Raw genomic sequence first — 13,188 nt, 5'->3', positions numbered from 1 at the left:
AGACGCCACGGAGAACTCCCATGCTCAGTCGAGACGACGCCCTGCACCTGCTCAAGGCCCAGGATCCGGATCAGTCCCTGCTCAACCACGCCCAGGCCAGCGAAGCCGTCATGGCCGCCCTGGCTGCGCGTCTGGCTCCCGGCGACGAGGATCTCTGGTCCCGCACCGGGCTGCTGCACGATCTGGATTTTCCCCACACCAAAAGCTCCCCGGCCCAGCACGGTCCCATGGCCGTGCAGTTGCTGGAGAATGCCCTGCCCCCCCACGCCCTGCACGCCATCCTGGCCCACAACCAGGAGCACACCGGGGTGGCCTGCGAAGCGCCCATCGATTACGCCCTGCGCTGCGCCGAATCCGTGACCGGGCTTGTGTTCGCCACAGCGCTGGTCAGGCCCCAGGGTTTCGACGGCATGAAGGCGTCCTCCCTCAAAAAGAAAATGAAGGACAAAGCCTTTGCCGCCAATGTGGACCGGGAGCGCATCCGGGAGTGCGAACGGCTGGGGCTCTCCCTGGATGAGTTCCTGGCCATTTCCATTGATGCCATGCGCGGGGTGGCCTGCCGCGTGGGCATCGGCGTGGACCCCTAGCCATGGAGGCCTGCGTCTTCCTCGCACCGCGTCTGCCCCTGCCGCCTGCCATGGGTCGGCAATCCCCTTTCTGGTTGTTGCCCCTGGCCAATCGCCCCCTGCTGCTGCGCATGCTGGAGGGGCTGACCGCCGGCGGCATCACCCGCTGCCATCTGCTGCATGACCCCGGCGACCTGGAAGCCATCGAGCTGGTGCGCGGCCGTCTGCCTGAGGACCTGACCGTGGAGTGGATGCCCCGCGGCGAAGGCACCCTCATGGAAACCCTGACCCGTCTGCGCGGGCACCTGGGCGAAGATTTTCTGGTACTGCCGTTCCCGCATCTCACGGGTCCGTCCTTGCGGCGGCTCCTGGACGAACACCACCGCCAGCGCAATGCCTGCACTGTGGTGGCCGGAGAGTCCAACCACAAGCCGCCCGCCTCCGCCCCCAAGCTGTTCTGCTGCAACCAGGCCGTGCTTGGCCTGCCGGCCACCCTGGGCTGCGACGACTTCACCTCCCTGGCCAAGGCGCTGGTGGATGCCGGGGCCCGCGTGGGTGTGTGCGAGGCAGGCGTTGCCGTGGCGCCCCTGGAAGGCCTGGTGGATTTTCACAAGTGCGTGCAGCGGATCCTGCGCAAGGAGCTGGAAGGCGCAGATCGTCCCGGTGTGCGGCTGGAAGCCGGCGTGTTCGTGGGCCGGCATTGCACCATTCATCCCACGGCCCGCCTGCGCGCCCCGGTGCTGCTGGGGGATGGCTGCCGCATCGGCCGCGATGCGGAGATCGGCCCGGGGGCCTGTCTGGCTCCGGGCACGGTGGTGGAACGGGCCTCGGCCCTGCGCGACACCGTGGTCCTGGGCGATTGCGTCATCGGGCCTCGGCACCACGTGGACCGGGCCGTCATCCAGGCCGGACTGCTCATCCGCATGCCGGATCTGGCCATGGCCCTGGCGGCAGACCCGCACTTTCTTGGTGCGCAGCCGGCGAATCCGCCCCTGGACATCCTGAACGTCCTGCTGCAGCGCGTGCTGGCTGCGGCGCTGCTGGTCCTGTGTTCGCCCCTGCTGCTGGTCATGTATGCCCTGCATCTGGCCCAGCCCCGCAAGCGGCTCATCTGCATGGCCACCGTATCCGGGGAAGCGCGGGAAGGAGCGGACGGCAAGCTGCGGCTACGGCGCTTCCGCATGCGCACCTTCAGTTCCCAGCGGCTGTTTCTGCGACATTTGCCGTCCCTGTGGGACGTGGTGATGGGCCAGCTGCGGCTGGTGGGCACGGAACCGCTGCCGCCGCGTTCCGCCGGGCTGCTGCGCGAACCCTGGCAGCGGGTGCGCTTCCTGGCCCCGGTGGGCCTGGTGCCGCCCTGGGCCAGGCTGCGGGGCATCCCCCTCACCTTTACCCAAAAGCGCGTCATGGAGCAGGAATACACCCTGTGCCGCACCGTGCGCGGGGATCTGCGCATCCTGTGCGCCGCCCTGCTTCAGGGGCTGCCCCGGCAACCTGAGACAAAACCCGCCGCAAGGCGCGCCACGAATGTGCTCTGCCCGGAACACGGCGTGCAGAGAAGCTCCCGCCTTGGGAGTTTGCTTTGACCGCCCCCAAAAAAACAGGCATATCTGAACTGATGCAAACACGTCACGGTCATATAGAACGCAACACGCGGGAGACGCAGATTGCCCTGCGCCTGGTCCTGGACGGGACCGGCACGGCCAGCGTCTCCACCGGCTGGGGTTTTGCCGATCACATGCTTACCCTGCTCTCCTTCTGGGCCGGGTTCGATCTTGAAATCACCTGCACCGGCGACCTGGAAGTGGACGCCCACCACACCCTTGAGGATGTGGGCATCTGCCTGGGGCAGGCGTTCCTCCAGGCCCTGGGAGACCGCGCCGGCATCCGCCGCGTGGGCCACGCCAAGGTGCCCATGGACGAGGCCATTGCCGATGTGGCGGTGGACCTCTCCGGCCGGCCCTGGCTGGTGTACGAGGACACGCCCCTGCCGCCGGCCATTGCCGGAGAAGAGAAGGATGTCTGGCGCGAATTCTTCAAATCCTTCGCCTTTGCCGGCAAATTCAACCTGCATCTGCATTTCTGTTACGGTCAGAACGGCCATCACCTGCTGGAATCCGCCTGCAAGGGGCTGGGGTTGGCCCTCAAGGAAGCCGTCCGCATCGAGCGCAGCGGCGTCTCCAGCACCAAAGGGAGTCTGGATTGATGGAAACCATCGCCCGCATCCGCACTGTGTGTCTCGTCTGCTGCCTGGGCGCTTTGCTGGCCCTTGGCTGCAAGGCCAAACCTGCCGACCCCGCCGCCGTCGAACCCGCGGCCCAGGCCGCCCCGCTGGCGGAGATGGGCGTGGTCGCCGTGGCGGTGGCGCCGTTCACCCAGGTCTTTTCCGAAACGGAACTGCTGTTCGGCGAGGTGCCTCCCGGCAGCGAAACCGCCCCGGCGGCATCCCTGCACGCCCTGGATACCAACCTGCGCGCCGCCATGCGCAGCCCGGCCCCCAGCGACCGCGTGCCCGTGTGCATGGCCTCCGTCCCCGTCACTGGCACACGCGCCCTGGACCGCTGGGTGCAGATTGGCAGTTGCGCCGGCGTGCGGCACCTGCTGGTGCCCCAGGTGGCCTACTGGGCGGAACGCCACGGCGGCCCCATGGGTTCGGATCGCCCGGCCGGCGTGGTGCTGGACTTCTTTGTGGTGGACGTGCAGGAGCATTCCATCGTCGGGCATTATCGCTATGCCGAATCCCAGGTGCCCCTGTCCGCCAACCTGCTGACCATGGACAAGTTCCTCGCCCGCAAGGGGCAGTTTGTCCTGGCCACGGACCTTGGCCGCGAAGGCGTGCAACAGGCCATGAAGCGGATGGGGCTCTAGACGATGCAACTCTTTCCCGCCATCGATCTCAAGGACGGCCGCTGCGTGCGGCTCAAGCAGGGACTCAAGGATCAGGTCACCGTCTTTTCCGACGATCCCGTGGCCATGGCCCGGCACTGGATCAGCCTGGGCGTCTCCTGGCTGCATCTGGTGGATCTGGATGGCGCCTTTGACGGCGCCCCCCGCAACCGCGGCATCATCGAGGCCATCTGCGCCCTGCCCGGCGCGCCCAGGCTCCAGCTGGGCGGCGGCATCCGCGACCTGGCCACCGCCGCGGCCTATCTGGATGCCGGCGTCACCCGGCTCATCATCGGCACCATGGCCCTCAAGGAACCCGAGGCCTTCAAGGCCCTGTGCCAGGCTTTCCCCGGCAAGATCGGCGTGTCCCTGGATGCCGCAGACGGCCGCCTGAAAACCAAAGGCTGGGTGGAAGACGCCGGCCTGACGGTGATGGACGTCTTGCCCCGGCTGGAAGCCGACGGCGCGGCGTTTGTCATCTATACCGACATCAGCCGCGACGGCATGCACAGCGGCGTGAACTTCCCGGCCATGGCCGCCCTGGTGGACGCCACCTCCCTGCCCGTGCTCGCCGCCGGGGGCGTCTCCACCATGGACGACCTCAAGACCCTGGCCCCCCTGGCCCCGCGCGGGCTGGAAGGCGTCATCTCCGGCCGGGCCATCTACGAAGGCACCCTGGACGTGGCCGAGGCCCTGGCCTGGCTGGCCGCGCACGAATAGAGCAGCGTATCTTTGAAACAAGGACCTTGCGAGAGGGGAAACCTTTTAAAAAAGGTTCTCCCCTCTCGNTTGTAATTATACCAAAAAAATTCTTTGAAGAGGGGGTTCGGGGGAAAACCTTTCTTCAGAAAAGTTTGCCCCCGAGCCCGCCGCCTCACAGCACGCCCAGCACCAGCCCTGCCGCCAATGTCAGCAGCATGATGCCCACCAGCAAACGCACGGCGTCAAGGGTCATCTTTTTCAGCAGCCTGCCACCAAAAAACGCCCCCAGAAAGGCGGACAGGCACGCCGCCGCCAGCAGCCCGGCATTGCCGGACACCATCTCCGTGCCGGCCAGTCCGGCGTAGATCGCCAGCCGGGACACATCCACCACGCAGGCCAGCACCACGCCGGTGGCGATGAAGGCTTCCTTGGTCAATCCTGCCCCCAGCAAAAAGGCGCTGCGGAAGGCCCCCTGGTTGCCGGACAACCCGCCGAAAAAGCCGCTCACCAGCCCGCCCACGGGCAGCCAGGCCGCCGGATACGGCCGGCCCTGCCGCCTGGGCCGCAGCTCCCGCAGGGCAAAATACGCAATGAGCACGCCAAGCAGCAGCTTGACCGGCGTCACGTCCATGGTCCGGCCCACGATGGACCAGACGAACCAGGGCTCCAGATGCGCCAGCCGCACCAGCACCCAGGCCCCGGCCAGACTGGCCAGCACGGCCGGGAAGCCGAATCGCAGCGTCACCTTCCAGTCAGCAGCACGCCCAAACAGGGCCAGCTTGAAAAGATTGTTGGCAAAATGCACCACGGCCGTCAGGGCCACGGCCGTCTCCACGGGAAAAAACAAGGCCATGACCGGCGTGAGGACCGTGCCGAGTCCGAATCCGGAAAACAGTGTCAACCCGGAGACGGCCAGACAGGCAAAACAAATTACCAGATATTCCACGGGATATTCCTTCCATGTCAAGATTCCCTACCATGTTAGCATAGTTGCAAGGCACTTGCCACCACCTCCCCGGGCTCGCCGCGCAAACGCCTTGCACTCCAGCCAATCCATGTGTAAGGGAGTCTCATTTCCAGATGATGACAAGGAGCGCCGCATGCCAGAGTCCGGTGCCCCCGGTACGCCCGATGCCCCTGTCACGGATGCCGGACATGCGCGTCAACCGCGCGTGAGCGTGATCGGCCCAGGCAGTTGCGATGCGGACGTCCACGCCGCCGCGTATGCGCTGGGCCAGGGGTTGGCCCGGCTGGGGGTCGCGGTGGTCACGGGAGGCCTGGGCGGCGTGATGGAAGCCGCCTCGGCCGGGGCGCAATCGCAGGGCGGCCTGACCATCGGCATTCTGCCTGGGACCCGGCTGGAAGACGCCAACGTGTATGTACAAGTTCCTGTGGTGACAGGAATTTCCCACATGCGCAACGTGCTGGTGGTGCTCAACGGGGATGTGATTGTGGCTGTGGAAGGAGGCTGGGGCACACTTTCGGAATTTGCCTTTGCCAGAAAAATGGGTAAGGTGGTTGTGGCCATGGGGAAATGGAGCACGCTCCCGGATGCAATACCCGCGCAGGACCCTGCCTCGGCAGTGGCCGCAGTGCGCAGGCAGCTGGGTGCGATGTTCCCTGACTGGGCGCCGCCGCATGCCTGGTGACGACGAGGAAGGTGACTGGATGGATGTCTTATGGGCGCCGTGGCGTCTTGACTACATCCTTGGTCCAAAACCTGACGCATGCGTCTTCTGTTTGCCGGCGCACAGGAACGAGGACAGGGAGCGGCTGGTGCTGCTGCGTGGGCGGCAGGCCTTCGTCATCATGAACAAATTCCCCTATAACAATGGCCATCTCATGGTGACGCCATATCGCCATGTCATGCGGTTGCAAGACTGCACCCGCGACGAGTGCAACGAGATGATGCAGCTGTTGCAAGGCTGCACCGATATTCTCTGCCAGCACTTCAATCCTCAGGGCGTCAACATCGGCCTCAATCTGGGCGAAGCCGCCGGGGCAGGCATCCGCGAGCATCTGCACTTCCATCTCGTGCCTCGCTGGAACGGCGACTCCTCTTTCATGGCGGTCTTTTCGGAGACTCGGGTCATCCCCGAACATCTCCTCGCGACATATGACAGGCTGACGCCCAACTTCCATCGTCTGGAAAAGGACCTTTTAGAGGAGGACCCCACATGCGGTTCATTCAAATTTTCTTCCTGATCATCCTGATTTTTTTCTTGATGATCATCTACGCCCAGAACATCCAGACCTTGCAGCAGACCATTGCCCTCGGCTATGATCTGCACTGGCATGCCTGGACCACCCCGCCGCTGAAGCTGTATTTCTTCCTGCTGTTCTTCTTTGTGCTGGGCGCCTTCAGCGTGTTCTTCCTGCTGGTGTTCGAAACCCTGCGCTTCAAGGCCCAGGCCAGCCGCTTCAAGAAGCTGGCTGCCAAGCTGGAAGCCGAAGTGAATTCCCTGCGCACCCTGCCTTCCGAAGATGCAGGCATGGGAGCCCAGGGCGAAGAGCAATCCTCCTAGCGGAGCATGCCTATGCGCTGGCGGTGGTGGCGATTTCCTGCGGCAGCCTTGCCGGGCCGGTCCTTGAGGCCAGCCATCGCCACGCCACGGCAGTGGGGTGATCCTTCCGGTGCAGCCGATGATTCGTCGTCGGCTGCACCCTCTGCCAAGCTGCCGTTCCCTCCTCCCGACGATCTGCAGGCTGTGCAGGACGAGCTGGCCCGCATGCTCACCCTGGATCCGGCCGCCATCGAACCCTGCTTTGCCCTGGCCACCCTGCACCGCTCCCAGGGCGAGCCTCAGCGCGCCCTGACCGTGCGCCGACGTCTGGCCCATCGTCCGGGTCTGGACAAAGGCCAACGCGCCCGCCTGCAGTACGAAATTGGCCGCGATCTCCTGCGTCTGGGTGAACTGGGCAAGGCCCTGGAAGCATTCGAAGTCGCGCAGTTGATCCTTCCCCGCAGCCAGGCTGTCCGGCTGGCCCTGGCCGACTGCACCTTGCGTCTGGGCAAGGCCAAGGAGGCCGCCAGACTGTTTGCCGAGGCCGGCCGCAAGGATCTGCAGGCCCATGCCCTGGCCCGGCATGCCCAGGCCCTGCTGCTGGCCGGGGAATGCTCCCATGCCCGCCGCCATGCCTCCCGCGCCGCGGCCCTGGCGCCCACGCTTCCCGAAGGCTGGCTGGTGCTGGTGCGCGAAGCCGCCGTCTCCCGCAACTGGGCACGGCTGGCCCGACAGCTGCGCAAGGGCATGCACGCGGTGACGCCCCGGCTCCGCTTCGCCCTGCTGGAAGCCCTGCTCAACCCGGACACTCCCTGGCACGATTCGGGCAAAGCCCCGGCCCAGCGACCCTGCTGCCTGGGACCGGCCAGTGTTTCAGATCGCGTCCATCCGGCAGACAACCCCCTGCGCGCCCAGGCCGAAGTGGTGCAGCATATCCTGACCACCCCGCCGCCCCCCGGGCAGCCCCCGGTCGCCCAACCTGCGGACGCAGCCCTGTGCCACCTGGCTGCCTGTCTGTGCCGGGCCGGCAATCTGCAGGAAGCCGCCCAGATCTGGCTGGAAAAGGCCCTGGCCCTGGAGCCCACCTTCTGGCGGGCCCGCATGGACCTGACCGCCCTGGCCTTGCCGCGCCAGGAAGTGGAACCGGCCTTCTACGATGCCGCGCACACCCTCTTTTCCCTGCTCACCGCCCAGCCCCGTTTTGCCTGCGCCGCGTGCGGGCATCGGTCCAACACCCTCTTTTTCCAATGCCCCCGCTGCCAGAGCTGGCGGCGCATCCAGTGCTGCCTGCACTGATCACCACCATGCCCTGCCCTGCTCCCGCCTCATGACACAAACTCCTTCGCAGTATCCCGGTAACGTCCCCTCGTCTTCCGCAGCCCCCCCCAAAAAACTCACCCCCATGTTCGAGCAGTACCTCTCCATCAAGGAGCAGTACCCGGACGCCTTGTTGTTTTACCGCATGGGGGACTTCTACGAACTCTTTTTCGAGGACGCCGAAACCGCCGCCCGCGAGCTGTCCATCACCCTCACCAGCCGAAATCCCAACGACGCCTCGCGCATTCCCATGGCCGGCGTGCCCCACCACAGCGCCAAGGACTACCTGGCCCGGCTGCTGGAAAAGGGCTACAAGGTGGCCATCTGCGATCAGGTGGAAGACCCCCGCCAGGCCAAGGGGCTGGTCAAACGCGCCGTCACCCGCGTGCTCACGCCGGCCACGGTGCTGGAGGACGAATCCCTGGACGCCAAGGAAGAAACCTTCCTGGCGGCCCTGTTCTGGAACGATCGCACGGACACCGGCGCCCTGGCCTGGGCCGAGTTCTCCACCGGCGAGTGGACGGGGTTCGAGTCCAAGAAAGAGCAGGAGCTCTGGCAGTGGGTGCACAAGCTGCGCCCCCGGGAGCTGCTCATTGCCGACGGCCCCGCGGCCCTGCACAAGGAAATGCGGGCCTTTCTGGATGAAGGCATCAGCCTCGTGCCCATGCCGGCCAAGGCCTACTTCGACCATGCCGCCGCCGTCGCCCGCCTGCTCAAGGCCCAGCGCGTGACGGACCTTGCCGTGCTGGACCTGACGGACAAGCCCGAGCTCGCGCGCTGCCTGGGCGCAATCCTGGCCTATCTGGAGCACACCCAGCTCCAGGAGGCCACGCACCTGGCTCCCTTTGCCCCGCTGGACCGTTCCCGTCATCTGCTGGTGGACGAGATCACCGAACGCAATCTGGAACTCTTCGTCCGCCTGGACGGCAAAAAGGGTCCCGGCAGTCTGTGGCACGCCATTGACCGCACCATCACCCCCATGGGCGGCCGGCTGCTGCGCCAGCGCATGCGCCAGCCCTGGCGGGAGATGACCCCCATCCTGGACACCCAGGCCATGGTGGCCTTTTTTCATGACCAGGACGGCCTGCGCCAGGAGACGGCCCAGGCCCTCAAGGCCGTGGGCGATCTGGAACGCCTCTCCACCCGCGTCTGCCTGGGGCGGTCCATGCCGCGGGATCTCACGGGCCTGCGCCAGAGCCTGGCCGGCCTGCCGCACCTGCGCGGCCTGCTGACCGCGGCCGCCCCGCCGCCGGCCCTGGCAAAGCTGCTGGACCGCTGGGACGATCTGGGCGACTGCTTCGACCTCCTGCACCGCGCCCTGACGGATTCGCCGCCGCCCACCATCACCGATGGCGGCCTCATCCGCCCGGACTTCCAGCCCGAGCTGACCGAGCTGGCGGACCTGGCCGACCATGGCGAGGAAAAGCTCAAGGCACTGCTGGCCGCAGAACAGGCCGCCCACGCCCTGCCCCGGCTCAAGCTGGGGTACAACCGCGTCTTCGGCCACTATTTCGAGCTCCCCGCCGCCGCCAGCAAGCAGGCGCCGGCCCACTGGGAACGCCGCCAGACCCTGGCCAACTGCGAACGCTACGTCACCGCGGAGCTCAAATCCCTGGAGCAGAAGCTGCTCTCGGCCACGGAGCAACGCAACGCCCTGGAGCACAAGATCTTTCTGGAGATTCGGGACCGCATGGCCCAGGCCCGGCCGCGGCTGCTGTTCATGGCCGACGCCCTGGCCGGCATCGACTACTGGCAAGGCCTGGCCGAGACCGCCCGCCGCTGGGACTGGACCCGCCCCACCCTGCACGATGGCCTGGCCCTGCGCATCATCGCCGGCCGCCATCCCGTGGTGGAGGCCGTGCAAGGCGCGTCCAGCTTCATCCCCAACGATCTGGATCTGGACGACGACCGCCGCATCCTGCTCATCACCGGGCCGAACATGGCCGGCAAGTCCACGGTGTTGCGGCAGACGGCCCTCATCGTCCTGCTGGCCCAGATGGGCGGGTACGTCCCGGCCCGGGAGGCGCGCATCGGTCTGGTGGATCGCGTCTTTTCCCGCGTGGGGGCCTCGGACAATCTGGCCCAGGGCCGCTCCACCTTCATGGTGGAAATGACCGAGACCGCCCGCATCCTGCGGCAGGCCACCCGGCGCAGTCTGGTCATCCTGGACGAGATCGGCCGCGGCACCGCCACCTTCGACGGCCTGGCCCTGGCCTGGGCCGTGGTGGAGGATCTGGCCCGCCGCCAGGGCGGTCTGCGCACCCTCTTCGCCACCCATTATCACGAGCTGACCTCCCTGGAAGGCCGCATCCCCGGCGTGCGCAACTGCAACATCGCGGTCAAGGAATACGGCGGGGAGATCATCTTCCTGCGGCGTCTGGTTCCTGGTCCGGCAGACAAAAGTTACGGCGTGGAGGTGGCCCGCCTGGCCGGCGTGCCGCCGCGGGTGGTGCACCGGGCGCGGGAACTGCTGCAGATTCTGGAAAAACAGGGCGGCGAGGGTCGGGCGCGGTTCGTGGAGCAGATGGCCTGCCCGGCCATGCTGCCGGGCATGGAACCGCCGCCGTTGCCCGGGCCGGCGGCTCCTGCCGTGTCTCCCCAGGCCCTGGAACTGCGCAAGGCGCTGCAGGCGCTGGATGTGGAGCACCTCACCCCTGTGCAGGCCCTGACCCTGCTGCACGACTGGAAACAGCGCTGGGGCAAGCCCGACTGAAGGACGATGCCCGCCAATACGGACGCCCCTCCCCGCGCTCCTGCAGGAGGCGAAGAGGGGCGTTGCTGCCCGCCGACATAATGTGCTCCACTGGTCCGCCGGGTTCCACGCATTTCGGCGGACGGTCTTCCCTGAAGTAACGTGATGATGCCATCACCACTTCAGGGACATCACACTAGAAAGGCAAAGAATTTGAAGACATCAACCAGAACGCCGGCGCCCACAGCCCCACGGGCACCCAGATGATGAGCGACCATGCCAACAGCGTGGCGCTCAGTTTGCCGTAGAACGCCAGCCAGACTTCAAGCGTCAGCACCGTGTATCCCAGACAGGCCATGGCCAGGTAGTTGCTTGGGGCAATCAGCTGTGTGCCGTTGGCCAGCACGGGACCGCCGGTGAAGAACAACACCATGTAAATAAAAGAAATCAACGCCACGGTGAGGCTCACGTTGCCCACGGAACGCAAGTCCTGCAGGCCCGTCAGCAAGGCGAAGGCCACGCAGCAATAAAGCACCCCGTGCGCGAACAACAAGCCTGCTGTGAAGGCATCCTTGAACAGGGCCGCTTGCAACAACGCGCCCACCACCACCAGCACGCCCACAAATGCCGTTGCCGCTCCCGTCCCCTTGGGCTCCCCTTTGCCCAGGTTCAGCAGCGCCACCGGCAGCCACATGACCGAGATCAACACAAGTATTGCCGTTGTCATAATACCCTCCTGTAGTGGGTGATAAAAGAGCGCATGTGCGTGGCGGGCACCCTGGTGCCGGCGCGCCGGCCCCGGGCGCCAGGCGGAATGCCTGTTGATTCCATTTGTCATATCAATTTCTTGTCCAATAGTTCGATTCCCTGTTGTCCCTGGGAGATACGCTGTTTACCATCCCGCAGATTCCCCCGCAGCGTGGGCAAAGCGCCACACTCGCGGGGGTGTTGCGCCCCAAAAAAACGATATCCCCTGCACTTATTCACACCAACACCATGTAATGCATCAATAAATCAAGGCAGTGTCACAATGACGCGCCATGACGCCCATGCAGGCCCATTGTGACACAACCCATTGCACGCCTGCCTCCCGAACCAAATGGACGCAGCATTGCCAGCCGGCTTTACAATCCTGGCCGTTCGGGCTATCGAAAATTCCTTCATCGATTGCTTAAACACCATGCAGGAGATGCGAGATGCATCATTTCGAGTATCGCGACGGCCAGTTGTTTGCCGAGGACGTGCCCGTGGCCCGGCTGGCGGAAGAGTTCGGCACCCCGCTGTACGTGTACAGTGCGGCCACCTTTTCCCGCCATTTCGAGATTTTTGACGCAGCCTTCAACGAGCTGCCGCACCTGACGTGCTACTCGGTGAAAGCGAACTCGAACCTGTCCGTGCTCAATCTGCTGGCCAAAAAAGGCGCCGGCATGGACATCGTCTCCGGCGGGGAGCTGTACCGCGCCCTGGCTGCCGGCGTGCCGGCGGATAAGATCGTCTATTCCGGCGTGGGCAAGCGGCCGGAGGAGATCAAGGAGGCCCTGGAAGCGGGCATCCTTATGTTCAACGTGGAATCCCAGGCAGAGCTGGTCCGCATCAACGAGATCGCCCAGGCCATGGGCACCCGCGCCCGCATCAGCCTGCGCATAAACCCGGATGTGGACCCCCAGACGCACCCCTACATCTCCACGGGCATGAAAAAGAACAAGTTCGGCCTGGACATGGAGACCTCCATGCAGGCCTATGCCCTGGCCAAGAGCCTGCCCGCCCTGGATCCCGTGGGCCTGGACTGCCACATCGGGTCCCAGCTCACATCCATTGAGCCGTTCAAGGAAGCCATGGACAAGCTCATGGCCTTCCACGACCGCCTCACCGGCGAACTGGGCCTGGACATCAAGTACCTGGACCTTGGCGGCGGCCTGGGCATCCAGTACAACGAAGAAGACCCGCCTCATCCGGAGGTGTTTGCGCAGGCCCTGATACCAGTGCTCAAGGAACGCCCCCTCACGGTGATTCTGGAGCCGGGCCGCGTCATCGCCGGCAACAGCGGCCTCCTCATCACCAAGGTGGTGTACACCAAGGACACCCCGAGCAAGCATTTCGTCATTGTGGACGCAGCCATGAACGACCTGACCCGGCCGGCGCTCTACGGGTCCTACCATCGCATCGCCGAGGTGGAGCCCCGGCACCGCACCGCGAGCATTGTGGATGTGGTGGGCCCGATCTGCGAATCCAGCGACTTCCTGGCCCGGGAGCGGACCATGTCTGCCGTGCAGTCCGGTGAACTGCTGGCCGTGTTTTCCGCCGGGGCGTACGGCTTCAGCATGAGTTCGCAGTACAACTCGCGCTGCCGGGCGGCGGAAGTGCTGGTGGATGGCGCCACCGTCACCCTGGCCCGTGCCCGCGAGACGTACGAAGACCTGGTGGCCCTGGAACGAGGCGGCCTGAAATAGGACGCACCCAGCCTTTGATCGCGACACAAACCGGGAACTCAAACTCCCGGTTTGTGTCGTTTTGCAAATGT

Annotated in this window: 13 protein-coding genes; 11 read left to right on the top strand and 2 right to left on the bottom strand. The window is 65.5% G+C overall.

The window, feature by feature from the left end:
* The first annotated feature begins 20 nt into the window (after positions 1–20).
* From DGI_RS08105 to hisA, 5 genes are read left to right on the top strand one after another with little or no spacing between them, the layout of a single operon-like run.
* Positions 21–587 carry a metal-dependent phosphohydrolase gene (locus DGI_RS08105; RefSeq protein ID WP_021760418.1) on the top strand — a complete coding sequence of 189 codons (567 nt, stop codon included), beginning with the start codon at positions 21–23 and terminating at the stop codon, positions 585–587.
* Positions 588–589: 2 nt separating this feature from the next.
* Positions 590–2,152: a nucleotidyltransferase family protein gene (locus tag DGI_RS08100; protein ID WP_021760417.1), complete on the top strand. Its 1,563-nt coding sequence runs from the start codon at positions 590–592 to the stop codon at positions 2,150–2,152.
* 32 nt (positions 2,153–2,184) lie between these two features.
* Positions 2,185–2,772, top strand: coding sequence for an imidazoleglycerol-phosphate dehydratase HisB (gene hisB / locus DGI_RS08095; RefSeq protein WP_021760415.1), 588 nt, complete (start codon positions 2,185–2,187; stop codon positions 2,770–2,772).
* Positions 2,772–3,434 (top strand): hypothetical protein, encoded by a 663-nt coding sequence (locus tag DGI_RS17115; RefSeq protein ID WP_051286487.1) that lies wholly within the window; start codon positions 2,772–2,774, stop codon positions 3,432–3,434. Before hisB ends, DGI_RS17115 begins: the two co-directional genes overlap by 1 nt.
* A gap of 3 nt (positions 3,435–3,437) precedes the next feature.
* Positions 3,438–4,172 (top strand): 1-(5-phosphoribosyl)-5-[(5-phosphoribosylamino)methylideneamino]imidazole-4-carboxamide isomerase, encoded by a 735-nt coding sequence (hisA, locus tag DGI_RS08085; protein WP_021760411.1) that lies wholly within the window; start codon positions 3,438–3,440, stop codon positions 4,170–4,172.
* Between the two features lie 154 nt (positions 4,173–4,326).
* On the opposite strand, the gene DGI_RS08080 is transcribed toward hisA, so the two are convergent.
* On the bottom strand, positions 4,327–5,100 hold the full coding sequence (locus DGI_RS08080) for a sulfite exporter TauE/SafE family protein (RefSeq protein WP_021760409.1): 774 nt from the start codon (positions 5,098–5,100) through the stop codon (positions 4,327–4,329).
* A gap of 154 nt (positions 5,101–5,254) precedes the next feature.
* Between DGI_RS08080 and DGI_RS08075 the strand changes: the two genes are divergently transcribed.
* From DGI_RS08075 to mutS, 5 genes are read left to right on the top strand one after another with little or no spacing between them, the layout of a single operon-like run.
* Complete coding sequence (locus DGI_RS08075; protein ID WP_081696826.1) at positions 5,255–5,803, top strand: TIGR00725 family protein; 549 nt, start codon at positions 5,255–5,257, stop codon at positions 5,801–5,803.
* Between the two features lie 19 nt (positions 5,804–5,822).
* Positions 5,823–6,359 carry an HIT family protein gene (locus DGI_RS08070; protein WP_051286484.1) on the top strand — a complete coding sequence of 179 codons (537 nt, stop codon included), beginning with the start codon at positions 5,823–5,825 and terminating at the stop codon, positions 6,357–6,359.
* Complete coding sequence (locus DGI_RS08065) at positions 6,332–6,679, top strand: lipopolysaccharide assembly protein LapA domain-containing protein (RefSeq protein WP_051286483.1); 348 nt, start codon at positions 6,332–6,334, stop codon at positions 6,677–6,679. Before DGI_RS08070 ends, DGI_RS08065 begins: the two co-directional genes overlap by 28 nt.
* 6 nt (positions 6,680–6,685) lie before the next feature.
* Entirely contained in the window at positions 6,686–7,954 is a 1,269-nt protein-coding gene (locus tag DGI_RS08060) for a tetratricopeptide repeat protein (protein WP_144284146.1), read from the top strand.
* Between the two features lie 31 nt (positions 7,955–7,985).
* Positions 7,986–10,688, top strand: coding sequence for a DNA mismatch repair protein MutS (gene mutS, locus DGI_RS08055; protein WP_407656293.1), 2,703 nt, complete (start codon positions 7,986–7,988; stop codon positions 10,686–10,688).
* Between the two features lie 175 nt (positions 10,689–10,863).
* On the opposite strand, the gene DGI_RS08050 is transcribed toward mutS, so the two are convergent.
* Positions 10,864–11,394, bottom strand: coding sequence for a hypothetical protein (locus DGI_RS08050; RefSeq protein WP_021760402.1), 531 nt, complete (start codon positions 11,392–11,394; stop codon positions 10,864–10,866).
* A gap of 469 nt (positions 11,395–11,863) precedes the next feature.
* Between DGI_RS08050 and lysA the strand changes: the two genes are divergently transcribed.
* Entirely contained in the window at positions 11,864–13,117 is a 1,254-nt protein-coding gene (gene lysA / locus DGI_RS08045) for a diaminopimelate decarboxylase (protein ID WP_021760400.1), read from the top strand.
* Positions 13,118–13,188 lie beyond the last annotated feature (71 nt).

This window comes from Megalodesulfovibrio gigas DSM 1382 = ATCC 19364, from assembly GCF_000468495.1.
In the GTDB taxonomy this organism is placed as follows: domain Bacteria; phylum Desulfobacterota; class Desulfovibrionia; order Desulfovibrionales; family Desulfovibrionaceae; genus Megalodesulfovibrio; species Megalodesulfovibrio gigas.
The sequence above is the reverse complement of the archived record's forward strand: the minus strand, read 5'-3'. Positions and strand labels throughout refer to the sequence as shown.

Excerpts from the sequence above, each read along its gene's own strand:
- DGI_RS08100 (WP_021760417.1), top strand. The coding sequence starts at position 590 with ATGGAGGCCTGCGTCTTCCTCGCACCGCGTCTGCCCCTGCCGCCTGCC.
- mutS (WP_407656293.1), top strand. The coding sequence starts at position 7,986 with ATGACACAAACTCCTTCGCAGTATCCCGGTAACGTCCCCTCGTCTTCC.
- DGI_RS17115 (WP_051286487.1), top strand. The coding sequence starts at position 2,772 with ATGGAAACCATCGCCCGCATCCGCACTGTGTGTCTCGTCTGCTGCCTG.
- hisB (WP_021760415.1), top strand. The coding sequence starts at position 2,185 with ATGCAAACACGTCACGGTCATATAGAACGCAACACGCGGGAGACGCAG.
- hisA (WP_021760411.1), top strand. The coding sequence starts at position 3,438 with ATGCAACTCTTTCCCGCCATCGATCTCAAGGACGGCCGCTGCGTGCGG.
- DGI_RS08070 (WP_051286484.1), top strand. The coding sequence starts at position 5,823 with ATGGATGTCTTATGGGCGCCGTGGCGTCTTGACTACATCCTTGGTCCA.
- DGI_RS08065 (WP_051286483.1), top strand. The coding sequence starts at position 6,332 with ATGCGGTTCATTCAAATTTTCTTCCTGATCATCCTGATTTTTTTCTTG.
- DGI_RS08050 (WP_021760402.1), bottom strand. The coding sequence starts at position 11,394 with ATGACAACGGCAATACTTGTGTTGATCTCGGTCATGTGGCTGCCGGTG.
- DGI_RS08075 (WP_081696826.1), top strand. The coding sequence starts at position 5,255 with ATGCCAGAGTCCGGTGCCCCCGGTACGCCCGATGCCCCTGTCACGGAT.
- DGI_RS08060 (WP_144284146.1), top strand. The coding sequence starts at position 6,686 with ATGCCTATGCGCTGGCGGTGGTGGCGATTTCCTGCGGCAGCCTTGCCG.
- DGI_RS08105 (WP_021760418.1), top strand. The coding sequence starts at position 21 with ATGCTCAGTCGAGACGACGCCCTGCACCTGCTCAAGGCCCAGGATCCG.
- lysA (WP_021760400.1), top strand. The coding sequence starts at position 11,864 with ATGCATCATTTCGAGTATCGCGACGGCCAGTTGTTTGCCGAGGACGTG.